Origin of the sequence: Microcoleus sp. A003_D6 (assembly GCF_036702825.1) — a bacterium.
In the GTDB taxonomy this organism is placed as follows: domain Bacteria; phylum Cyanobacteriota; class Cyanobacteriia; order Cyanobacteriales; family Microcoleaceae; genus Microcoleus.
The window spans coordinates 55668-77588 of record NZ_JAUBWA010000016.1 but is presented as its reverse complement, the minus strand read 5'-3'; the positions used below and the strand labels follow the sequence as shown (position 1 = coordinate 77588).

Annotated in this window: 18 protein-coding genes and 1 tRNA gene; 4 read left to right on the top strand and 15 right to left on the bottom strand. The window is 46.4% G+C overall.

What is annotated here, in order from left to right:
• The first annotated feature begins 277 nt into the window (after nt 1-277).
• Nucleotides 278-362: transfer RNA gene (locus QUB70_RS07390), tRNA-Ser, on the top strand.
• A gap of 83 nt (nt 363-445) precedes the next feature.
• On the opposite strand, the gene QUB70_RS07385 is transcribed toward QUB70_RS07390, so the two are convergent.
• From QUB70_RS07385 to pilM, 7 genes are all read right to left on the bottom strand, one after another.
• Nucleotides 446-1921, bottom strand: coding sequence for a dihydrolipoyl dehydrogenase family protein (locus QUB70_RS07385; protein ID WP_332979335.1), 1476 nt, complete (start codon nt 1919-1921; stop codon nt 446-448).
• A gap of 489 nt (nt 1922-2410) precedes the next feature.
• Nucleotides 2411-3559 (bottom strand): pyridoxal phosphate-dependent aminotransferase, encoded by a 1149-nt coding sequence (locus QUB70_RS07380; protein WP_332979334.1) that lies wholly within the window; start codon nt 3557-3559, stop codon nt 2411-2413.
• Nucleotides 3560-3571: 12 nt separating this feature from the next.
• A complete protein-coding gene (locus QUB70_RS07375; protein ID WP_332979333.1) occupies nt 3572-3865 on the bottom strand; it encodes an HU family DNA-binding protein in 294 nt (97 codons plus the stop codon).
• A gap of 568 nt (nt 3866-4433) precedes the next feature.
• Complete coding sequence (locus QUB70_RS07370) at nt 4434-6830, bottom strand: AMIN domain-containing protein (protein ID WP_332979331.1); 2397 nt, start codon at nt 6828-6830, stop codon at nt 4434-4436.
• A gap of 270 nt (nt 6831-7100) precedes the next feature.
• Entirely contained in the window at nt 7101-7928 is an 828-nt protein-coding gene (locus QUB70_RS07365) for a pilus assembly protein PilO (RefSeq protein WP_332979330.1), read from the bottom strand.
• Nucleotides 7925-8830: a PilN domain-containing protein gene (locus QUB70_RS07360; RefSeq protein ID WP_332979329.1), complete on the bottom strand. Its 906-nt coding sequence runs from the start codon at nt 8828-8830 to the stop codon at nt 7925-7927. Before QUB70_RS07360 ends, QUB70_RS07365 begins: the two co-directional genes overlap by 4 nt.
• 460 nt (nt 8831-9290) lie before the next feature.
• Complete coding sequence (pilM, locus tag QUB70_RS07355) at nt 9291-10385, bottom strand: type IV pilus assembly protein PilM (RefSeq protein WP_332979337.1); 1095 nt, start codon at nt 10383-10385, stop codon at nt 9291-9293.
• 175 nt (nt 10386-10560) lie between these two features.
• Between pilM and QUB70_RS07350 the strand changes: the two genes are divergently transcribed.
• Together QUB70_RS07350 and QUB70_RS07345 are read left to right on the top strand one after the other, a co-directional pair.
• Nucleotides 10561-10779, top strand: coding sequence for a hypothetical protein (locus tag QUB70_RS07350; RefSeq protein WP_332979328.1), 219 nt, complete (start codon nt 10561-10563; stop codon nt 10777-10779).
• Entirely contained in the window at nt 10769-12052 is a 1284-nt protein-coding gene (locus QUB70_RS07345; protein ID WP_332979326.1) for an ABC transporter substrate-binding protein, read from the top strand. The genes QUB70_RS07350 and QUB70_RS07345 overlap by 11 nt, the downstream gene beginning before the upstream one ends.
• A gap of 280 nt (nt 12053-12332) precedes the next feature.
• Here QUB70_RS07345 and QUB70_RS07340 read toward each other — a convergent pair whose 3' ends face one another.
• The 6 genes from QUB70_RS07340 to QUB70_RS07315 all read right to left on the bottom strand — a co-directional run bounded on the left by QUB70_RS07340 (nt 12333) and on the right by QUB70_RS07315 (nt 19200).
• Complete coding sequence (locus QUB70_RS07340) at nt 12333-12824, bottom strand: type II toxin-antitoxin system VapC family toxin (RefSeq protein WP_332979325.1); 492 nt, start codon at nt 12822-12824, stop codon at nt 12333-12335.
• Entirely contained in the window at nt 12821-13555 is a 735-nt protein-coding gene (locus QUB70_RS07335) for a type II toxin-antitoxin system HicB family antitoxin (RefSeq protein ID WP_332979323.1), read from the bottom strand. The genes QUB70_RS07340 and QUB70_RS07335 overlap by 4 nt, the downstream gene beginning before the upstream one ends.
• Nucleotides 13556-13766: 211 nt before the next feature.
• Entirely contained in the window at nt 13767-14414 is a 648-nt protein-coding gene (locus QUB70_RS07330; RefSeq protein ID WP_332979322.1) for a type IV pilin-like G/H family protein, read from the bottom strand.
• A gap of 42 nt (nt 14415-14456) precedes the next feature.
• Nucleotides 14457-17369: a pentapeptide repeat-containing protein gene (locus tag QUB70_RS07325; protein WP_332979321.1), complete on the bottom strand. Its 2913-nt coding sequence runs from the start codon at nt 17367-17369 to the stop codon at nt 14457-14459.
• A gap of 206 nt (nt 17370-17575) precedes the next feature.
• Nucleotides 17576-18481, bottom strand: coding sequence for a DUF1822 family protein (locus QUB70_RS07320; RefSeq protein WP_332979320.1), 906 nt, complete (start codon nt 18479-18481; stop codon nt 17576-17578).
• Nucleotides 18482-18516: 35 nt separating this feature from the next.
• Nucleotides 18517-19200: a hypothetical protein gene (locus QUB70_RS07315; protein WP_332979319.1), complete on the bottom strand. Its 684-nt coding sequence runs from the start codon at nt 19198-19200 to the stop codon at nt 18517-18519.
• A gap of 323 nt (nt 19201-19523) precedes the next feature.
• On the opposite strand from QUB70_RS07315, the gene QUB70_RS07310 reads away from it, so the two are divergent.
• Nucleotides 19524-20906 carry an alpha/beta hydrolase gene (locus QUB70_RS07310; RefSeq protein ID WP_332979318.1) on the top strand — a complete coding sequence of 461 codons (1383 nt, stop codon included), beginning with the start codon at nt 19524-19526 and terminating at the stop codon, nt 20904-20906.
• Between the two features lie 84 nt (nt 20907-20990).
• Here QUB70_RS07310 and QUB70_RS07305 read toward each other — a convergent pair whose 3' ends face one another.
• Nucleotides 20991-21614 (bottom strand): type I restriction enzyme HsdR N-terminal domain-containing protein, encoded by a 624-nt coding sequence (locus QUB70_RS07305; protein WP_332979317.1) that lies wholly within the window; start codon nt 21612-21614, stop codon nt 20991-20993.
• 38 nt (nt 21615-21652) lie between these two features.
• The gene (locus tag QUB70_RS07300) at nt 21653-21919 is read right to left on the bottom strand and encodes a hypothetical protein (RefSeq protein ID WP_332979316.1); all 267 of its coding nucleotides are present in this window, start codon (nt 21917-21919) and stop codon (nt 21653-21655) included.
• Between the last annotated feature and the right edge of the window lie 2 nt (nt 21920-21921).

The window sequence follows — 21921 nt, the reverse complement described above, 5'->3', positions numbered from 1 at the left end:
CAGGAACCCTAGCAATAGGGATATTAAGAACGAAATTTCTTAAGAATCTCAGTCGCTTCAGCGCTGAGAGTGTCAATCAATTTTAGATTTTAGATTTTAGATTTTAGATTGACCCCACGGATAAATTCGGGGGCTTGAGGATTTTAGATTTTAGATTTTGGATTGATTCCACGGATGAATCCGGGGGCTTGTACCATGAAGAAATTCTTGGTCAAAAAGATTTACAATGTGGCGCACTGTGCGGTAAAATGCTTTTAGCTCGCATCTCAAGTCAATTGGAGAGGTGGCAGAGCGGTTGAATGCGGTAGTCTCGAAAACTACTTTAGGGCGACCTAACGTGGGTTCAAATCCCACCCTCTCCGTAGATCTAAAAATTAAATGCACCACCAGCACCTTATTAACTTAGGGTGCTTGTGCTGTGTTCTGCTGTTTTCCTTGGATTTTTTCACTTCCAATACCTGCGCCAGTGAAACAAATTCTCTGACAAATTCTGCATAAAATTATTGCTGCGTCCGCGCTGTGACTCCCAAACAGCAGCAGTTTGACCGCTGATTGCCGAAAAACTCGACCAAATATAAGGAAGTTCGGCGATCGCCTCAACCTTCATCCCGTGACGCACAGCCAAGGCGATCGCGTGAATCAACTCAGCAGCTTGCGGCCCCACAATACTCGCCCCCAAAATCTCCCCGTTGCGGCGCCCGACAATCTTACAAAAACCCGTTGTCTCCCCGCACATTTGAGCTCTTTCAATATTCTTAAAATATTCCCGACTAATAATTAGATCGTCTCCAAAACGCCGCCTTGCTTGCGCTTCAGTCAAGCCAACCCTCGCCAACTGCGGATCTGAAAAAATTGCCCAAGGAATCCCGCGATAATCTATTTGAAACATCGGCAAAAACAAAGCATTTTTCACAGCAACCGCAGCTTCGGAATTAGCGATGTGAGGGAACGGATAACCCCCAGCAACATCGCCGATCGCGTAAATGCGGCGATTAGTTGTTTGCAGCTTGTCATTTAAAATTACCCCCCGATAATTGAACTTAACCCGAGCAGCTTCGAGATTTAACGATACAAAATTGTGCCCTCTACCGGCGGCCAGAAAAATCTCCTCAGCTTCGATCGCCGCACGCCCTGCTTGAATCCACTTTTTACCCTCAATCACCCTAGCTTGAGTCACCTCAGTTCCAGTCAGAATCCTCACTCCTTCAGCTTCCATTGCAGCTTGCACCAACCCCGCAGCCTCTCGGTCTTCTTTAGCCAAAATGTGCGAACTTTTCACCACCAAAGTGACAGCAACCCCCAGTCGAGCCAAAGTCTGAGCCACTTCGACACCGCTGGGATCGCCACCGATTACAGCCAAACTTTTGGGTAATTGTGGAAGTTTTGCTAATTCCCCGACAGTTTCCGAAGTAAAAAAGCCAGCAGACGAAAGTCCTTCAATATTGGGAATCGCCGGTAGAGTTGGACAAGCTAGCAAATAACAGAGCGATCGCAATTTCCTGCCGCCGGCAACAAAAGCCAAGTCCGGTTTCGCCACAAACTCGCCATTGCCAAAAATAATATCGACACCGCGAGCAGCCAAAACGCCAAGAGCATCAATTTCTGACAAATTAGCAACAACACCCTCGGCCCACTTGAGAACCCCATCAAACCGCAATTCGATCGGCATTTTGGAATTAGCCGCTTCCCTGCGAACCCCCAACTGCTGGCGGCTTATCTGCTGGGCAAAACGAGCGGCCTCGCTCAAAATCTGGCTGTATCTCAAACCAAGCTCGATCGACTCTTTCTTCCCTGTCGGCAAATCTTGCGAATTACTTAGCGGTTCCACCAAAGCAACGCGAGCCGGGAAGTTAGTTGCAGTAAAAGCAGCATAGCGTCCGGCCGGAGTTCCACCAATAATCACTAAATCATAATCAAGCATAAATAAAAAAGTCAGTAGTCATTAGTCAATAGTCCGGACAGTTTTCAATCACCAACGGTAGAATAAGGGTTCCAGCTTCCTCAGCAGGTGAAATCTTAACGGTAGAATGCGGGTTTCAGTCGCTGCCCAAAAAACTGTCCGGAGTATTGATTAGTCAGCAGTCATTAGTTAGTAGTTTAGGACGATCCGCGCGCGGGGTCAGAAACCCGGTTTCTTCCTAGAGACTTCGCTGCAAAACCCAAGATTTATCATAAGACCTCTTGCAAAAATCCTTTTAATCAAATTCTGGAACGGGCTCTGGGGCCCATTCCACAAGAAAAAAAATTTTGTGGGATGGGCCCCAGAGCCCGTCCTAGTTATTTTTGCAAGAGGTCTATAGAAACCGGGTTTCTTGGGTATGTCCGATCGAAGAACCAATAAAATCGGTTTATCAACTGTTATTGGTTGCCAACAGTCAACAGTCAACTGACAACAGTCAACTGTCACCTGTCAACTGTCAACTGTCAACTGACGAATAACATCCGCAAGTCCCACAATCAGTCGCAGATTGTCCGCCCTCGATCGCACAGCCACCCGAAAAAACCGATCGCCCAACTCAGGAAAACTCAAGCAATCCCGAATCAAAATCCGGTGTCCTTCCAACAGAATTTTTTGAATCTGAGAAACCGACATCGACGACTCAACCAACAAAAAATTAGCTGCACCCATCAAAGGATGCAAACCCGGTAAACTAGCCAAACCCTCAAATAGCTCAAGGCGAGCCACAGGCAGCCAATCCCAAGTTTGCCGCTCAAAAGCAGCATCTCGCACCGCAGCAGCAGCCGCCACCGCAGCCAAAGTATTCACAGGCCAAGGATCGCGCTGCAACTGCCAGCGGCGGAGGATATCGGGATGGGCGATCGCGCATCCCATCCGCAGTCCCGGCAGAGAATAGAATTTAGTGAGCGATCGTAAAATCACCAAATTCGGAAACTCCTCAACAGCACCGATCAAAGTTTCCTGCTGAGAAGGCGGTAGAAAGTCCATAAAGGCCTCATCCACCACCACCATACCGAACTGCTTCACATAAGGCCTCATCGCCTCCCTACCGAACAGCAAACCCGTAGGATTGTGCGGGTTGTTCAGGAGCAAACCTCGATCGGCATCGAGAGCAAGAGGAACCGGGAGACACAGAGAAGGGGAGACAAGGGAACGGTTAGAAACCGACAAATCATCCGTTACTAACCGGCGAACAGGCTCCGCGCCCAACGATTGGAGATCCAAAGGACATTCCAGCACCTGCGCGCCGAAAGCCTTCAGAGCCCGCCAGTAATCGCCAAAAGCCGGAGTCACCAAATAAGTCGCCTCCAGCTTCGACAAATCCCAAGCCGCCCAAGTCAACAATTCCGCCGAACCATTCCCCGGCAAAATCCAATCCCGGTCAACATTCAAAGCCTCACCCAAAGCAGTCCTCAGCTCTCCATAATCCGGGTCTGGGTAAGCCGTCAGACTGCTCGAGTGTGCTTGAATCGCAGCCAATGCCGACTCAGGAGGGCCCAAAGGACTGATACTCGCAGAAAAATCGAGAATCGCAGAAGCAGGGCAGCCCGCTAGTGTGGCTGCCCAAGCTAAATTCCCCCCGTGCACAGGTCTAGTCAAGACTCAGTTCACCTATTCTTTGGGTTCTTTCGGCGGTGCAACTCTGTCCTTAAACAACTTCCCTGCGGAAAATGCAGGAACTCTAGTTGCTGGGATTTCCATCTTGTCGCCAGTTTTGGGATTGCGACCCTCGCGGGCCTTGCGTTCCCGCGACTCAAACGAGCCAAAACCGACCAGCGTCACCTTGTCGCCCTCGGAGACAGCTTCCATGATTGCTTCCAAGGCAGCGCTCAAAACAGCATCTGCCTGTTTTTTTGTCACGCTAGCCTTTTCGGCGACTGCATCAACCAATTCACCTTTGTTCATTCCGAACTCCTTCTGGGATTTGCAAAATACGTTAAACAGAGTTCAACTATTAGCTGTGAGTGGTAACTGCATGGGAGTTTGGGTTCGGAGGTTTGAGTAGTTCCCTATTGCTCCAGCCCGCTTCCCAAATTAAAAACTCCTGCTGAATACCAATTACCCTAGGGTAATTGGTCAGAAAAGGAATTTTTGTTTCTAATTGCTGAAAACCCCACAGCATCTAATTTTCACTGCATTATTCTAAAGTCTTGCCGACCTTTATGGATCGGTGGAACCTTTAATTTATATGGAACTTGCCAACTTTTTTTAATTAATCCCAAAATTTAGGTAAAAAAAACCACCTTGGAGAGAAGATTTCTCGCCTCAGTGGATTTGAGAGCAGAAAAAAAGGAGAAATAGAAAGAATAAAATGTCATTTGTCAAGGGCTAAAGGAAAATTTATTCCTTCTGATTTTGTTATTCTCAGGAAAAAAGGCAGAAGTCAGAAGGAATAAAGTCTGAATTGTCAAGGGCAAAACTAAATTTCTTCCTGCTGACTACTGACTACTGACTGCTGACTACTGACTGCTGACTACTGTCTCGGTTGGACAGGCTGACTGCGCTGCAACAGTTGGCGGGCGTCGGGACTGATGTTGTTTTGGTAGCCAAAGTTCGATCGATCGCTATCATCCAAAATCTGCGGAGTCAGCAATACAATCACTTCCGCCCGCTGGTTGGTCTTAGTGGTTCTCCTGAACAAGGAACCAATTATCGGCAAATCTCCTAAAATTGGAATCTTGCTCGCTTCAATCTGTTCGTTGTCGCTGATAATCCCCGAAACAATCAAAGTCTGGCCGTCCCGCAGGCGGATTAGCCCCGATTGCAAAGATCGCTCAGTAAGCAGTCTGATCTGATTGGTGTTATTACCGGTAGTGACGAGGTTTTGAGGTACGCCGATTCCCCTGACGATCGGGTTCACCCGCAGAGAGACAAAACCGTTGTCGTCCACTCTATCGATTGCCACCCCCAACTGCAAACCAGCCCTGTCTTTGACTGCCGTCACCGTTGTGTTACTTGTATTTCCGGTAGTCTGCGTTTCCGACGTGATGTTACTAAGCACCTCTTGAGTAATATTCACATTCGCCGTTTCTCCTTCTTGGACAACCAGAGTCGGATCTGTCAGAATTTTGGCATTCTGGGTGAGAATCTGTGCCTGCAACGTAGACAGGAACCTCCTGGGATATTGGAAAAGCGGGAACAAGCCGAAAGTCGCACTTCCCACAGAGGTTAGCGCCCCAGTGGTTAAGTCTCTCTGAAACGGCTCGTAATCCGTAATCCCAACTCGCGTAGGGTCAGTAGTAATCGGCGCTGTCGGCTGCACGAACAACCCGCCGCCGGGTGCTGTCAGCGGTACGTTAAGTAGCCTGCCGTTCGGATCGTAGAAAGGCTCCCCGGTTACTGGATTGCCGACGATCGGTCGATTAGTTAGGCCCCCAACAGCAGCGTCCCTACTGGGCGGATTGAGGCCACCAAAATTGAGACTTGCAGCCCCGCCGTCATTGACGAAGAAATTGTTATTAATTCCGAAAGAGAAACTGCTGTTAGCGGTGTTGTTTCCCGACAAGTTGATATCGATCACCTTGACGTTGACAGCCACTTGACGGCGGCGCAAATCTAGCTGTGTCAAGAAAGCCACAGCCATGTCTACTTTGCGCGGGTCGCCCACCAAAGTGATGGAATTGAGCCTCGCATCGGCCAGCACCGACAGTCCTCTCAGCAACAGCGGCCCCGTGCCTTCCCTAGCGCCGATCGCCTTAATGTCCGGTTCCCGAATTTCCACATCCCGCGCCGCATTTCCCTGGCCGACGGTTTGAATAGTCACCCGAGTAATCGGCAGTTGAGTTTCCGCGCCTTGAGCGCTCAAAAAGTTAGCTGCATCGGTAGACCGAACTTGATTGAGCCGCAGAGTCCGAATGATAATATTGCGCGAGTCGATCGGCAAGCTAGTCCCTACAAAAATCGTCCGCCCCTGTCGGTTAGCTTGCAGCCCGCTGAGCCGGAGCACGTAGTTAAAAACATCTTGCACCGACTCATTTTCGATGTCCAAAGAAATCTTCGGCCCTTCATCTGAACCGGAGGCTCCCGGCTGACCGGGCACTGCGGGCTGGCCCTGTTGACCCGGTGTCCCGCCGCCTGTAAAAGCGATGTTCAGTCCCGCAGCGCGGGCCAGCAGTGCCAAAACGTCCCGGACTGGGGCATCCCGCAGCACCAAGCGGGGGATGCGTTCTCCCGAACTCAGTTCAATATTTCCCGCGCCGGGGGCGATGTTAGATACGGAGATATCTCCCAAGGGCGGTGGCACGGCCCGCGACTGGAAAGGCGGAGCTTGATTGGTCTGAGATTGTATTTCGCTGGGGAGGGGCGGGCGATCGTTTCTGGTAACAGTAACTTCGGGATTTGGCAGCAGCACGCCTGGATTTTGCGAAGTGCGGATTTGGGGAGCCGGCCGCGGAGCTGTTTGGCTCAGCGGCAGTCCCGGAGGCGGCGGAGGTGCAGTTTGGGCAGACTGCACAGTCCCGCCCTGTCCGGCAACGCTGAGAACGATGCTTTGGCCTTGTCCCGGCATAACTTGTCCGTTGGGAACTCCGTTGGTGCCCGCCACTACAACGCGGATGCTGTTAGCCTCTACCTGGCTGATTTCTACTGAAGAAATTCCCGGAGCGGGGTTATCTTGGCGGAAGCTGTTGCCTTGTGGCAAGCGGAGCTGGGTGTTGATAATTGTGGCTTGGTAAGTATTGCCGTTATTGATTGCGAAAACTTGCGGGCGATCGCCCTTTTCGGTAGCCAGGACAATATTTACCCCATTATTGGCTTGACTCACTTGCACTCCTGTGACTTGAGTCGGCGCCGCCGAGACGGGGGCTTGGGCTACGAGAACTCCGGCAGCGCTGCCCAAGAGTCCTCCACATAACCGTAGATGCTGTTTCACGTTCTCTCCTCAACTACAATTTGTTATTTGTTGTTCGCAGTCTTTTGTCGCGAACTTCTGGCACTGACTGAAACATTCTCGCTCCGAGCCTGTGTTTGAATGGAGAAGTTAGAATAAATTCGGCAGTAATTATCATTTTATATTGCTTATAAAAAACTAATTTTCTGCCATTCATAATTTTTTGAATTCTACCTTCTTTCTTCAACCTTCAACCTTCAACTTTCTGCTGATACAGACTTGGGAACCATAGCTAATATCAGCAAAAAACCGCTACTTAGCACCAGGACTCGGAGCCGGAGTTGCCGGAGCAGAAGAATTCGGAGCCGGAGTTGCCGGTTTTTCTTCTTGCTTTAACGGCAGCAGCGCGTGCAAGTCAAAAGCCGTTTTAATTTGAGTTTGCGGCTGCCCCACCTGGATTATTTTCCCTTTCACAAAATCAACTTCAATTGGCTGAGTTGATGCTAGCAATTCAGATTTCAAATTTCTCACTACCAACAGCGACTGCATCAACTCCAAGTTACGCATAAAATTGCGGGTTTGAGCGAAATTGCCTTCAAACTCTACCTTAAATTTTTTGCGTCTGAGCTTGCCAGCCAGGGACGGCCCGAAGGATGTATCTTTCAGAATATCTGGGTCTACACCTCCCGGCGCGGCGGTTGCTGCTGCTGGCGGGAGCTCCGGCTCAAATTTGGTAATTTTAGCCTTGAGGTCGTCTCTTTGCACGCCCGCGTTGATTCTATTAACCAGTTGGGTCATGTCAAGCAGCAGCGTGTTGGCGCTCGCATCGCTGGCAAACATTGCCGTCACGTTGGCCCGGCGCTGTTTTGCTTCTTCTTGTTTTGCTTCAGCTTCTGCCTTTTTTTGAATTAGAGATTGCAATTGCTGTTGCGTTTGCTTGCTTTCGGCAATTTTTTGCTTGATCTCGCTGCCTTTTTGGAATTCTGGCAGTACGAATTGGTAGACGAGGCCGCCGGCAATGACCAGGCCGAGAACCGCGACGCCGATTGCTTGGACTTGGGGTGTCAGCTTAATGCCGAATATTTCCTTGGCCCCTGTATCTTCTGCTTGTCCGCTCTGAATAAACTCTGCTGATGTCATGGTTTTTTCACTTCTCCTTTTGGTGGTTCTAGCACTCCTTTTTCTTGAAGTGTTTCTATCCGTATTGCTAGCCCGTCTGCTTGCTTGCTCCGCAGCTCGGGGAGCAACTCCGTGGCCCCAGTCGGGCTAAGGGTGGTTTCAATTTTATATTCCACCACCGGCCGCAGTTTGGGAAGTTCTACTGCTCCTAGTGCGCTTTGGTTGCGCAGTTGTACTTGTGCGGGGTTGTTTTTTAATGTGGCCGCTACCAGTTTGGTATCGGTGTTGAGGAAGAAAGGAGAGCGCTGGACTAGCAGCATAAAGTCGTTAACTTGAGCAAAGGTGCTGGCTACCCCTGAAATTACTATTTTTGCTGCCTGCGTCGGGAGGACTGGGGCGGGAGCAGCAGCCGGGGTGGGGCTGGCTGGGGAGGGACTCGCCCCTGGGGAGGCGGCGGGACTTGCTGCGGGCGGAGGGGGTGCTGCTGCCACCACGGGGGAGGGACTGGGGTCGATTTGCTCGATTTTGGCAATTTGCACTCCGGCGGGAGTGCGGACACTCAGGTCTTGCAGCATCGCCGACCAAGGTTTAATTTGGTCGAATACTCCGGCTAATGCTTTGTATTCGGCGGTAACTTTGTCGGTTTCGGCGTTGATGGCTTTGATGGCGTTGGCTTGAGTGTTTAACTTGGCCACTTCTTGGTCGAGGCTTGCTTGTTCTGTACCCAAGTTGGTATTTTCGTTCGTCACCCACCACCAGGCGCCCATGACTGCGGCGTTGATGCCGAAGGCAAACAGCGCCGCCCCAATTAGGGGCAGTTGGTCTTTGGCTCCGCCAGAACTTTTTTTAGCTGAGCTTTTGGCTGCTGCGACTGGTTTGTAGTCGGGACGGTCGTTGAGAAAATTAATATCTAGGCTGTACATGGCTTCACTCGATTTTATAGCAGAAGGAAGTTCGGCAACGGATTATGTAACGGATGTAACGGATGTAACGGATGTCAGGAAGAAGGTTTTAGTTATTTAGGAGAGTAAGGAAGAAGGAAGAAATCCTATGGAAGGTGCAATCTGCCGCATGGTTTGAGCAATTAAGAATGTCCCAACTCTCTTGGCTGTTGCTATAGATTTAAATTTGAAATTTTAGATTTTAGACACAGCGCAAGATTGCTGGTACAAGTGAAGGATTTATTTAGGGAAGAAAGAAACAACTTTTTGCCTTCTACTGAAGGAAGGGGATGCTTCTACCTCAGATATATTCTACCTTTTACCTTCTACCTTCTACCTTCTACCTCCAATATTCTACATTCTGCTTTCTGCCTTCTTCTTTTGGAAGGGGCTTTTACCTAAAATTCTAAAATTTGTTTTTCTCTCATCTAAAACTGTTAGGTTACATAACCTCCCTCAGTCCTAAACCTAGGGCGACTCCTAAACCTGCTCGCTGTTCTGGGGTAATTTCTTCGCTGATTTCGAGTCCTAGCGTTTCGATGGGATCGACTTGAGATGCGGGCAAGCTTAATCTTTGCATGAAAAATTCGTCGAGTTTGCCGATCGCAGCTCCCGGGCCTGCTAGCAGCAGTTGCGCTACTTCGAGTTCTTCGCTCTGGTTGAGGTAAAAGTCTACTGAGCGGCGCAGTTCGTCTGCTAGTTCTCCCAATACTTTAATCATCGCATTTGTGCCTGGATTGCCGTCTCCCGACGCACCCATTGTATCTGTGACTGGCAGGGTCATGCCTTGCAGTTCGCTGGTGTCTCTGGTTGGCGGCAGGTTCATGGCTTGGTTGAGGGCGGTCTGGATTTGGTAGGTGCCGATCGGGATGGTACGGTTGAACTGAGGTATGCCGTCCACTACTATAGCTAACTCGGTGCTGTCAAATTCTATGGCGGTGAGAACTGCGGCTTCTTGGGACGAAAATTGTTGCAGTTGGTCTTTGAGGGTGCGGATTAGGGCAAAGCTTGTTACTTCTAGTACGTCTATAATCAGTCCGGCTTCTTTGAAGGTTTCGATGTATGTGTCGGTAACTTCTCTGCGGGTTGCTACTAACACGACTTGCACTTTTTCTACGCCGTCGTCATCTACAAATAGGCCGATTTTTTGATAGTCTACGTCGGCGTCTTCTCTGGGAAACGGCAAGTACAGTCCTGCTTCTGCGTTCATGTAATCCCGCAGTTCTTCTTCGTTGAGTTCTGCGGGAACTGGGATGAGGCGGATGACGGCTTCGCGGCCGGGAATGGCTGTGGCTACTCGCTTGGCTTTGATTTTGTTTTCGGCGAGGACGGCTTTTATTAGTTCTGCCATTCCAGGCGGATCTACTATTTGTCCTTCTTGTACTATGTCTTCTGGTACTTCTATTGAGGCTAGGGTGGCTAATTTTAATGCCTGAGCTTTCTTTTCGAGCTGAATGATGTTGATGCGGTCTGGGGCTATTTCGATCCCGATTCCTGGCTGGCGTTGGGAAAGTAGACCTTTGAAAAAGTTAACCATAGGATTGGGTCGCCGGTAATTGCTATTTTTTTCTTTTGTAGTTGGCCAGCCGGATTCAGCGCGCTGGCGTGTTGGAGGGTTGGTTTCCAACTGCCGAAAGAGTGCTGTAATCTCGGTATCCCGCCTTCGGCGATCGCGGATCTGTCTGTGTTGCGCGATCGCCCGTTCCGATTTTATGCTACCCAATTTACTTGACAATAGCTATTCTGCTGCAAATGTCAACAAATTCCAGCTCGATCGACCGAAAACCTGCCGATTTTGCACAAAAACCGACTCTCTCGATCGGGGGCCCGGCTACAAAACTCTCTCTCGCACTCGATCGCGCTTGACTCGGGCGAGCGCTTTTTTCTCTAACGGTTCCCATAACTCTCAAATTTTATTCTATGAAACGTAAATCTTGGCAACTGTTTGCTGTTTTTGGGCTGGTGGGGCTGCTGCTGGCGGCGGTGGTGAGTTGCGGCAAACCGGCTGTTAATTCCCAGGCAAATAATACGCAGGAAATCGAGTTCTGGACTATGCAGCTTCAACCTCAGTTTACTGAGTATTTCAACAAGACGATCGCCGATTTTGAAGCCCAAAATCCGGGGGTGAAGGTGCGCTGGGTGGACGTTCCTTGGTCGGCGATGGAAAGCAAGATTTTGGGGGCGGTTTCGGCGAAAACGGCGCCGGATGTGGTGAACCTGAATCCCGATTTTGCTTCGCTGTTGGCGGGACGCAATGCTTGGCTGGATTTGGATTCTCGGATTCCGCAGCAAGTTCGATCGACTTATCTCCCGAATATCTGGAAAGCTAGTGTGCTCGACGGTAAGAGTTTTGGCATTCCTTGGTATCTCACAACCCCGGTAACTATTTACAATACGGAGTTGTTTAAAAAAGCTGGAATTGCTAAGCCTCCTGCTACCTATGCCGAGTTGGCTGCTGTTGCGAAACAGGTGAAGGAGAAGACTGGTAAGTTTGCTTTTTTTGCGACTTTTGTGCCGGAAGATTCGGCGGAGGTTTTGCAATCTTTTGTGCAGATGGGCGTACCTTTGGTGGACGCTCAAGGAAAGGCGGCTTTTAATACTGATAAGGGCAAGGCTGTTTTTCAGTATTGGGTGGATTTGTACAAGGGCGGATTGTTACCGCAGGATGTTTTGGTGCAGGGCCACCGCAGGGCGATCGAGCTTTATCAAGCTGGAGAAACTGCTTTGTTGGGCTCCGGGCCTCAGTTTTTGAAGGCGATCGCTGAGAATGCTCCGAGTGTTGGTGCTGTTTCGGCTGCTGCGCCTCAAATTACCGGGGAAAGCGGTAAGAAGACTGTGGCGGTGATGAATTTAGTTGTCCCTCGCGACAGCAAGCGCCCTGATGATGCTGTCAAGTTTGCTTTGTTTCTCACTAATTCTCAGAATCAGTTGGCTTTTGCTAAGGCTGCTAATGTTTTGCCTTCTACGGTTGATGCTTTGGGGGATGGCTATTTTAAGAGTGTTCCGGCTGATGCTGCTGCTGCCGATCGAGCTCGGATTGTCAGTGCTTCTGGGTTGAGTTCCGCCGAGATGTTGATTCCGCCTCTCAAGGATGTTAAGAAGTTGCAAAAGGCAATTTATGACAATTTGCAGGCGGCGATGTTGAGCGAGAAATCTGTGGAACAAGCTGTGGCTGATGCGGCTGTGGCTTGGAATCAAAGGTAGGGTATTGGGCATTGGGCATTGGGCGGTTTTTTTGCGATCGCCCCTTGCTTTTATACGTGGCTTGACGTATTATTAAATAATGGGAATCCGTGCCGTCATATAAGCATAAATCTGCTTTTAACTGTCGAGTGCGTCGCATCGAATAGCTTCAAATCATCGCGAAAAATTCAAGGGCGACGCAGCATACGATATTGTGTCGGGTGCGTCGCCTCAATTAACTTCAAATTATCACAAAAAATTCGAGAGCGACGCACCCTACGATTAGCAATCGCACTTGTTTTTAAGGTTTAATTGTCCAGTCTTCCTGCACTAGATCGGGCACTTGCGAAAAATCTCGGTGGTTGCGGGTAACGAGGATAGAATTATTAGCAAGTACAATAGCAGCAATCCGCAAATCTTGCGTGCCGATGCGTATTTTTTGACGACGGAACTCAGTGTAAATAGTGAAAGCATTCTGGTCAAATTTCAGAATGTTGAGAATTTTGAAATCCTCTAATGTATCCCATAACTTGGTGTAACTCCATACTAATTTGTCCGCTTGCGAAGGTTCAGAAGCCTTTGTGTCCGCTTGCGAACTTTTAGAAGCATTTTTGTCCGCTTTCGGAGGTGCCGAAGCCTTTCTGATCTCATTGAACCAGCCGCGAATTGCTTCCTCTACGGTTACGATAGTTAAAGCAAGGTTTTCTGCGTTATCCTCGACCCGCTGCACCATCATTGGATGATTCTGTTGCCAAAGGGAGAAACAATCCGTATCAAGTATGTATCGACTCATTTGGTTTCAGCCGCAGCGTCAATTTGACTGTAATAAGCTTCGGTTTCTGCATCGAGTTCGCGGCGATATTCTTCTATGTGTGCCAATACCTCATCGTATTGCGGATCGTTTTCATACTTACCAGCTAACCTCACCCAAGGATTGTTCGATCGACTATTCGTGAGTTTGACAGAGACGATTTCTGCTTCGGCTAGCTGGGCATTTACTAAATCGTGAAGGTTTTGCAGTGCTTGCGATCGCGTCTCGCCAAAAGCTTTACATTCGGGCCATCCCAGCAACGCTGCACTGACTGTTGTGTCTGATTCGTTTTTAATGATTATGTGATAAGTTGAGCTGTCGAGGTCGCCCCCATAGTTAGTGCGATCGGCGGCTGCGCGAATGTCGCAGGTAGCGTTATCTGTTAAGAGTGTTTTTGTCTTGACTGTCTGCTTGGTGTTTTCCTGGCGCGGCTTTTCTCTTTCTCCAATGATAATCGGGTCTGCTTCTTGAAGCGCGTCAACAAAATTGGCCATCTTTAGTATACGCTTGGTGTTTCCCGGGCCTAAGTATTCTATTGCTGACCCGATGATCGCCGACTCACCAGCTACCTTGACTGTAGAAGAATCGATGTTTTCCTGACGCTGCTTGATTATGTTTCGCCTGAAAAGCTCGTCAAATAGTAAAGTTTGCTCCTGGGCTGGCAAAGCTTCTATATATTCAATTAGCGTTTGCACCGATATAAGGCTGCTCATAAACTTCTATCTCTAATTTTTTTTAACTCACTTATATTGTAACAATAATCTAAGTAAGCTGTGGAGCATTTAAACCACTAACGAGGCCTGTAGGGTGCGTCAGCTAGAACACTGACGGGGCAAGGGAAACGAGAAAGGGCTGACGCACCCTACAATACTATTTTTTTTTTACTCACTTATATTGTAACAATAATCTAAGTATTTCAGTAAACTAAGGACAATACTTTTGGGGATTCGCGACTACATTAGCAATCAGTAACGCAACTTCCAAAGATGATGCAGGACAGCTAACTTGAATCGGGACGGGTTGACATTTCAGAATTTGCCCGTTTTGATAGTACACGACACTTGCATAGGATTTTAATCCAGACTTTTTTGATAAAGCAACATGAACCGAACCATTTAAAGAGTTATTATCAGCCAAAATTTGATAGCAATAGTTTTCTGTTTCCCTGGACAAATAGAAGTCAAGCTGATTCAAATTGTCGGTAAAGTTTAATTCTTGATGGAAGCGATCGGATTGGCGATCGCTCAGATATTTGGTAGCTTGTATAGCTTCTACTTCTTTAGCTTTGTTGACTTGGCTGAGAAAAGCTGGGAGGGCGATCGCCGATAAAATGCCAATAATTATTATTACAACTAATAACTCAATTAAAGTGAAGCCTGGTGAAGCGTTGGCGTCACCGGCACGCAGTGCATAAATGTAGCGCAGGAAATTGCACTTTTGGTAACTGCGAGCGAGTTCGGCGTTTAAGTATCTTTTTTCACGAACAGGCAAGATGCCTGTTCCACAAGAGTTAAATTTTATTAGGGAGTGGGTATCTTGCCCGCCATTCAAAGGTCGATCGACAACAGACATAATTGCCTCCTCAAACAAAATCTACAATTATTTAACTAACCATCAATAATTCCCTTGCAATTTTCGCCAAGTCTTGGGAAACTCAGCTTGATTCTGACAGATAACAGGCAACCAGCTAGCACCGGGAATTTCCCGATCCCAAGTATCTTTTAGATGTTTTCGCGCTTGCCGCACGGAAACATAAAAAGAATTGCCGCCAGCAAAAGCTTGGAGAAAAATTTTCAGAAACTCCTGGGCGATTAAATCCGGTACCGGTTCTCGCATCACGATAATTTGAGGAATATCTAAATTAGCTAATTGCTTCCCCAATCCTAAACCATCGCAAGAGTTAAAAATTGCTATTTCCAAACCGCGTTTAATAGCTATTTCCAAAGAATCTTTTAGCTGTTCTACAGTTAACTTATCTGTCTTATTGATACAAATCGCCCCCGTACTGCCATCGACTTCGCTCTGACTGTGACCCGAAAAACACAAAATATCCCAGCCTCTTTTATCGGTGAGATATTCCTGAACTTGCTGGTGAGTTGGTTCTACCAAAAATATGGTTTCTGCTTCTGACAAATGCTCCAATATCTGCCTGTCTCGATCGATATTAATTCCTGTACTGTCGCCCAAAATTGCCAAAATTCTTACTTTATTTTTAGATGAAACTGATTTTTTGACTCTGTTAGATATCGTGCGACTTAAAGCTACTTCTGATTCACAGTAATTATTAAAAAATTCCCATTGATGCCAGGGGAGTTTTCGCAGTAAGTTATCTTCAGTTTGGATGATTACCCGTACTTCGTCAGTGCGGTTTAACTTGTCGCGCAATCCCTGCTCGATCGGGGAAAAGTGTTCGGATGCGAGCCAATTGTTTACATCACTTTCTACGTCTTTAGCTATGCTTTTTAGCTCTTGTTGGGAAAAGTTAATGATTTGACCTGGGTTTACTCTTATGGCACGCTGACCCTTCAGAAGGTTATACATTTTTTGCCACTGTTGATAGCGTTCTGAAATTTCCGGGATTGGTGGTAACTTGCCTTCTAATTCTATTGCTAAACGCTGGCGATCGCACGAAATATCAACTGTCACCTCAAACCCTTGTTTCAAGTCACCGTTAGCCAAGTTTAAGATGACTACTTGTTCGGACAACGGTCTGACTATATCCTCCATTGCTGACAGCAAATATTGGCGCTGTTCTGTTGAGTTGTGCATGGCAGGTAATTCTGTTCCTAGCAATTGTAGCATATTTTGATAAAAAACATTGAAATCTTTGTGAATTTTTTCTTTGTCTGTGTCAGGAGGTACGCTGACTTTGACTACAACTCCATTGCCTTTGTTTTCAATACTCTGAATCTTCAGTTCTATGCCTTGATTTTCTACTTGGACTTGTTGAAAAGATGCGACGAAAGCTTTCCAATCAACACCGTGGTTAAAAATCAAGTCAACTGTATTTACTACTTCTTGAAAAAAGCTGGTAAATTCTAGTGGTTGATAGTCGCCACTGCTGGGACGGCGTTCGCGATCGTCCGTTTCCGGTTTCGGTTCTTCTAGCAAGTAAACCCACCTACAATCAACCCATTCTAGTTTGGTAGTGCTGTCAATATTCCAGGTTCCCAAACCGCAAACACCAGTCATTTGGGCACTGCTAAAATCAGTACCGATCGCCTGAACTTGACTAAATTTTGCATATTCTAAATTAGCAGCTTCCAAAGTCGCTTGACTGAGGTCTGCTGTTTGCATTTGGGCATATCTGAGGTCTGCACCTATGAGGTTTGCTCCTCTGAGATCCATGCCTTGATAGGATTTGTGATAGCCGTTGCTGGTGACAAGCAACTCTCGCACTGCTGGATTAATTAATATTGTTTCATCGACTCTTGCCCAGTCGAGAGAACGAGCGTGACGCCACATAGTTCGGTGGATAGTAGCAAATCTAAAATCGGTGTTTTTGAGGGTAGCACAACTGAAATTAGTATTGGCTAATTGAGCATTGCGAAAGCTGGTACCGCCGATCGCACCAATGACGATCGCTAACTGGCGAATTACGGCGTATTTATCATCTTCGGCTAAAACTCTCTTAGAAATGTGATTGCCTAATAAGATTAAAGCTACAGCTAAGATGATAGCTCCAGCGATCGCCCCAATAACTACAGGCGGATCGGGAATTTTTTTGACGCAATTATTCAGGAATTCATAGCATTTATTGTTTGTGTTGTCAACTACTCCAGCTTGGATTAACACGGATGCTTTTAAATATCTCAAGGAATTTCTGGCAATAATTCCGGTGGCGATCGCACTTATAGCCAGAGCTTCAAATACAGCCAAAGCTGCAATCGTCCTCCCTAAAACAACTTCAGCCAATGCTAGGGCTAAAGGGAGAGCTACAACTGCGATCGTAGTCGCAGCCACAGCCGCAGTTAAAGTCACAATTAAAAACGGAATATCGTTAGCCTTCGTTTCGCCAGACAAGGCACTCATTAAGCTCCCACTTCTAAAAGACCTTAACCAGGAAAGTATGGGATGTTTATCATTGGAGAACGCAGACAAAACACCAATTAAAGGTACAAATACAGCAGCAGCAATACCTAAATAATCCAACGCTTTTTGTATTCCTTGGCGAATCATGGCAGTCAAGAGAATAGCATTGACGAATAAGATGATTGCAGTGGGAATAAAACCGATATGCTCCGTAGTTTTGGGAATTAGAGATTTGAATGTACTATCGATCGCAATTACAGCAGCTATTCCTGATATTGCCGAAAGCAGTGCTACAATTATGAAAATTTTGATTTGCGATTTTCTGGCTAGTCCGCAGCAAGCCTCATTGAAATTAGCACCATCGAGAATTGCATTGGTAAAATCTGCACCGCGAATATCTGCATTCGAGAAATCTGTATTAGTCAAGTCAAGGCCTTTGAAAGAATGACCTTGGAGATTTTGACCGCGAAAGTTTTGAAATGTTAATGATGACATATGCTAGAAGGATGGCACAACAGGGATTTTGACACAGATACACGGATTAATTTTCTCGTTTCCAGGGAAGTGTTGATTCGTGTTTGTATGGGCGGGGCGGGTTTATGAAGCTGTTGGCTTGGAAGTTAAGAATACTGGTGAACCCGCCCCTACAATACATTGCATTGTACAAAGAAGGAATCGATCGAACCCCCATCGGGCAGTTACTACAAACGAAAAGATTGCTTCACATTTACCTCTCCCAGGGCCACAGTAATGCTGAACAATTCTCTTAAGTCAGGAGTAAATTCAAATCTAAGAAAGTTGTCAGAATCTCTTGATTCAGTCTGCAAAATTACCTCTGCCGATAACTCATCTGTCAGCATCAATTTCAACCCCGGAGGCAAATAAGTTTGATTGCCCATTGGATACAATTCCACGACAATATCCAGTTCTGAATCTGGTTCTGGGGGGATGGTGACTAGCAGTGCTACGGAGTGTTCTGCTAATTGCATTCCCAAGTCAATTTTCTGACCGCGATCGATGGGTAATGCTTTGTCGCTTCTAAAAGAGCGAAATTGTATTTGTTTGGGATTTAATAGCTCGTCAATTACTTGCCATCCTGCATCAAAAACTTCATCGAACCAGTTCATCAAATTAACTGGTTTCAGTTGTTGAATTCGATTCATGTAGACGAGCAAATCTTCGAGGGAATTCATGTCAGCCAGAGGTACTTCTTGAGCTACTGTTCTGGTAAATCCTAGTAGTGTTGCTTGTTTCAAAGATTGGTCTAACTGTACGGCTACATAACCAATTCTGTCTCCCCAAGCATCGTAGGGAATCTGACAAGCGTCGGCATCTGGCAAGACGGGACGGCATTCGATTTTGCCAACACCGACGACATCTAAATCAGCAACATCTACAAATTTCAGCATGAGTGAATCGCGACTTTCGCTCTTTTCCAAGTTGGTTTCAAATCCCATGCAGTGCAGGTAAGAATCTACGGCATAGACTGCTAGGGTATTGAGATAAACTTGTTTGAATTTTGTCGGACTGGATTTTTCGGCGCACTGTTGAGCGATGTCGTGGGCTTCAAAGGATAGCGGTACGGTAAAAGTTATTGGTTCGATCATTTTGCTCATCATTAGTTTCTATGGTCGCTTAATTGTTACTGTAATCTATTACGAATGTAATCACCAAATCTACGCAAATTTCGTTTGTAAAAATCGGCAATAGTTGTCAAGGCAACTCCAAATCTTTGAGAGATACTATCCAATGTTTCACCGTCTAATTTAGCTAAAGCTATAACTTGCCAAGTGATATCTGGGCGACCTCTAAGTGACACTCTTCTAAAATGGCTATCTGGATCTTCTTCGATTAATTTACGCAATTCGCACCATTCTTGATGCAATTCACGCATCATTCTAGCCTCTTCGGACTCTTGCAATTCTTCTGAAAGCCAGTTTTCTAATTTATCATCTAGGTCATTCAAGGAAGGCAGTTCGCGTCTCCTATTTTCGTTCATATGTCGATCGACAACATCGCTGAATCTATACTTCAATATGTGGTTGACCCAAGCCATCACTGGTTTTTCTGGATAGTAGTTGTCAATTTTCAGACAAATATACTCAATTGTTTTTACAAGTGCTTCGTTATAAAGATCCTGGTAAATGAGACCTTGCAAACCGGCTTTGTAAGGACGAGCAAGTCTATGACAACACCTAACTATTTCGATTAGTTTGGTTAGCGCTCTGTTTCGCTGACGGCTTTGGGCTGGGTGCTGTTTAGCTTCGACAGCTAGCTGTTGGAGTTGCAAATCAATTTCGTCCTCCATCTCAATCTCGTCCTCCATCTCAATCTCCTGACTCCTCTGGGGATTTTTGTGCGGTGTTGGGGTATCTCTATATTGTTTTTCGGTAGAGTCGCAATTTTTTACGCATTTGTGGGGATATTGTTACAAAACTTTACGTTTGAGGGGTTTTGGGAAAAAAAGTTTTGAGATTTGCGTAAAAAGTGTGAGGTGGTTCCGTAATTAGGGTTGAGGGGGCGATTTCCTGGGTATGGCTTGGCTGGCGCGGGCTTTGCGGGAAAGGGCGATCGTCCTCAGTAGCAGTTGTTGTTGTTGTGGAAGGGCGATCGGGTTCTATGTCTTTTATTCAAACTGGGGTAAAAATAATGCCATCAATTTCAAATTGGGTTGTCCGAGGAATTTTCTGGAGCTTAGGATTAGGATTGAGTTGTGGAGTTGCTACACCGGGATTAGCTGCAAAAACTGTGACTATTTTGGATGGAACGAATCCAGTTGAAGTTGCAGATCTAGAAAATTTTGCAAACACAGGCAATATATCCCTTAGCTTAAAGGATTGGGAAGAAGTTTTTTCAATAACTACTAATAACAATGGCGAATCCATATCACTGGTACTGCGAAAACAACTAAACCAAATCATCAGCCTAGATCCAAACGATCCACAATCAGCGGCTAAGTTACCAGACCAACTAAAAAACTTTTTGCAATTGTTGCAACCTGGTTTCACTGATGCAGAAATACAAGAAGCTGCGACATTGCTGGCTCAGAAGGCTAATAACCTGACTGTCATGGATTTGTTAACAAAATTGCCAGTAGATAACTTGACAGCAGACAATTTTATTGATGCGCTCAAAAAAATGCCTCATCCTCCGAAAACACTATCGATAACAAACATTCTTTACCTGAATTCAACTCGCGGCCTTGGTACGGGAAATTTAGAAGCTTTTCGCGGGGCGATCGCTAATACCTTAGAAAATTATCAAAACGGAACAGTATTTGATGTTGATTTCGTGCAAACTCATGTTCCTGGCAGCCTCGGATTATCGCTCAACTCTAAGCCTGTTGGGTTTTACAACCAGATTTGGTTCGACACGAGTATTTATCAAACATCGCTTTTGAACGCAGTAGATTTTGGCGCGATTAATGCTTGGGCGGCCAACAAGCAGCCAGAATTCATTCTAGACAGTTCCTTCGGTTTCCGCAACAAAGAAACTACGACCCTCACTCCTTCAGCGATAGCAGTAACAATCAACCAAGCTTTAGCTCTTAAAAATGCGGGGGGCGGTATTCTAATTGGTACGGATCATAATGATTTCGCTTACACGGCCAACCAAATTTTGACCAACTTCGGCTTCGATGGTTTGTTTACTGGTGCTGAGAATATCAGCGCTAACGGTTCTTTTGTTGGAGATTTAATGCTGAATCCTCAGCCTGTAGGGTCTGACTTTTTTGTCAATAATTTGCAGGGACTTTCGACATCGAATGTTCCTGTCGGGACTCATGTTCTTAATGCTAACGGTGGCGATCGAACTATCAAAATTATCGAAAACCTATTTTCATATAGCCCTCATAAAGTTGTCCATGTTGGTGCTAGTTTTGATACGGGAAACAACATAACTTCGATTGACGACCCGGAGTCAGTTCCCGAACCGACTACTATGTTGGGTACTTTAGCTTTTGGTGCTGTCATTTCCCGCTGGCGGATGCAGCGCAAACAGCAACAGAAAGCTTTGAATTCAATAGCTAGCTGATTTAGGGGAGAAAGTGCGATCGCCCTTCAAGCACAATCACAAAAAGAGCGATCGCCCTTCCATCCTATTCGCAGCATCAAAAACCTACTCCCTGAACAATTGAGCAAAACGCTTTAACACCTTCAGCACCGTGTACAAACCATCGTTATTATCCAGATAAAATCGTTCAGAACGAGCATACTGCGGCGTTCCTTGTTTCGTCAATTTCAAGAAGATAAAATCAATCCCATTCGTGACAAATCCCAAAGTAGGTTTGTCAGGATTAGGACTACCCAGCATATACGCCAAAGCTTGTGGAATTCCAGCTTCTAGCGAATATTGCGACTTTTTTGCCTCAATTACCAACACCCAAAACTCAGGCGTAAAAACCAACAAATCCAGGCGTCCCGTAACAATAGTTCCCTCATCTTCGGAAAAAATTCTCACCTCTTTCTCACCAGTCAAGTAAAATGGCGCACGATAAAATCCTGCTAGTCTCAACAACGGAGAAAGCACCACTAACTTAACTACAGGTTCCAGAATTTCGTACTCGGATAAGTGGATGTAGTCGCCCTTGACTTCATCTAAAGCTTGCTTTTCCAAATCTGTTAGTTCGGGTAAATGATCTTGCCACTCTCGAAAAAATTGAGCGTCATCAGTGCGCTGCAATCCAAACTTTTCTATTAAGTCGCGCAGCTTGATATTCTTGGCTTGGATTGTTTCTACCATAGCTGGATCTCCTTGTTTTTATACATTGTAAAGCTGATTCAGAAAAAAGTTTTGAGATTTGCGTAAAAACTGCAACGAACTTCCGTAATTACAGTTGAAGGGACGATCGCCCTTTCATACTTCTCAAAAAAATTTCTGAGATTTGCGTAAAAACTGCGGCTGACTTCCGTAATTACAGTTGAGGAGACGATCGCCCTTTCATACTTCTCAAAAAAATTTCTGAGATTTGCGTAAAAACATCGGCTTGGTTCCGAAATATAGTGCAGAAGTTTCAAACTCAGGGCGATCGCTCGATTTGATTTCATTG

Coding starts and splice junctions, on each gene's coding strand:
- QUB70_RS07300 (WP_332979316.1), bottom strand. CDS start 21,919: ATGAAATCAAATCGAGCGATCGCCCTGAGTTTGAAACTTCTGCACTAT.
- QUB70_RS07315 (WP_332979319.1), bottom strand. CDS start 19,200: ATGGAGGACGAGATTGAGATGGAGGACGAAATTGATTTGCAACTCCAA.
- pilM (WP_332979337.1), bottom strand. CDS start 10,385: ATGGTTAACTTTTTCAAAGGTCTACTTTCCCAACGCCAGCCAGGAATC.
- QUB70_RS07330 (WP_332979322.1), bottom strand. CDS start 14,414: ATGTCTGTTGTCGATCGACCTTTGAATGGCGGGCAAGATACCCACTCC.
- QUB70_RS07335 (WP_332979323.1), bottom strand. CDS start 13,555: ATGAGCAGCCTTATATCGGTGCAAACGCTAATTGAATATATAGAAGCT.
- QUB70_RS07340 (WP_332979325.1), bottom strand. CDS start 12,824: ATGAGTCGATACATACTTGATACGGATTGTTTCTCCCTTTGGCAACAG.
- QUB70_RS07345 (WP_332979326.1), top strand. CDS start 10,769: ATGAAACGTAAATCTTGGCAACTGTTTGCTGTTTTTGGGCTGGTGGGG.
- QUB70_RS07385 (WP_332979335.1), bottom strand. CDS start 1,921: ATGCTTGATTATGATTTAGTGATTATTGGTGGAACTCCGGCCGGACGC.
- QUB70_RS07350 (WP_332979328.1), top strand. CDS start 10,561: ATGCTACCCAATTTACTTGACAATAGCTATTCTGCTGCAAATGTCAAC.
- QUB70_RS07325 (WP_332979321.1), bottom strand. CDS start 17,369: ATGTCATCATTAACATTTCAAAACTTTCGCGGTCAAAATCTCCAAGGT.
- QUB70_RS07365 (WP_332979330.1), bottom strand. CDS start 7,928: ATGACATCAGCAGAGTTTATTCAGAGCGGACAAGCAGAAGATACAGGG.
- QUB70_RS07320 (WP_332979320.1), bottom strand. CDS start 18,481: ATGATCGAACCAATAACTTTTACCGTACCGCTATCCTTTGAAGCCCAC.
- QUB70_RS07305 (WP_332979317.1), bottom strand. CDS start 21,614: ATGGTAGAAACAATCCAAGCCAAGAATATCAAGCTGCGCGACTTAATA.
- QUB70_RS07310 (WP_332979318.1), top strand. CDS start 19,524: ATGCCATCAATTTCAAATTGGGTTGTCCGAGGAATTTTCTGGAGCTTA.
- QUB70_RS07375 (WP_332979333.1), bottom strand. CDS start 3,865: ATGAACAAAGGTGAATTGGTTGATGCAGTCGCCGAAAAGGCTAGCGTG.
- QUB70_RS07360 (WP_332979329.1), bottom strand. CDS start 8,830: ATGTACAGCCTAGATATTAATTTTCTCAACGACCGTCCCGACTACAAA.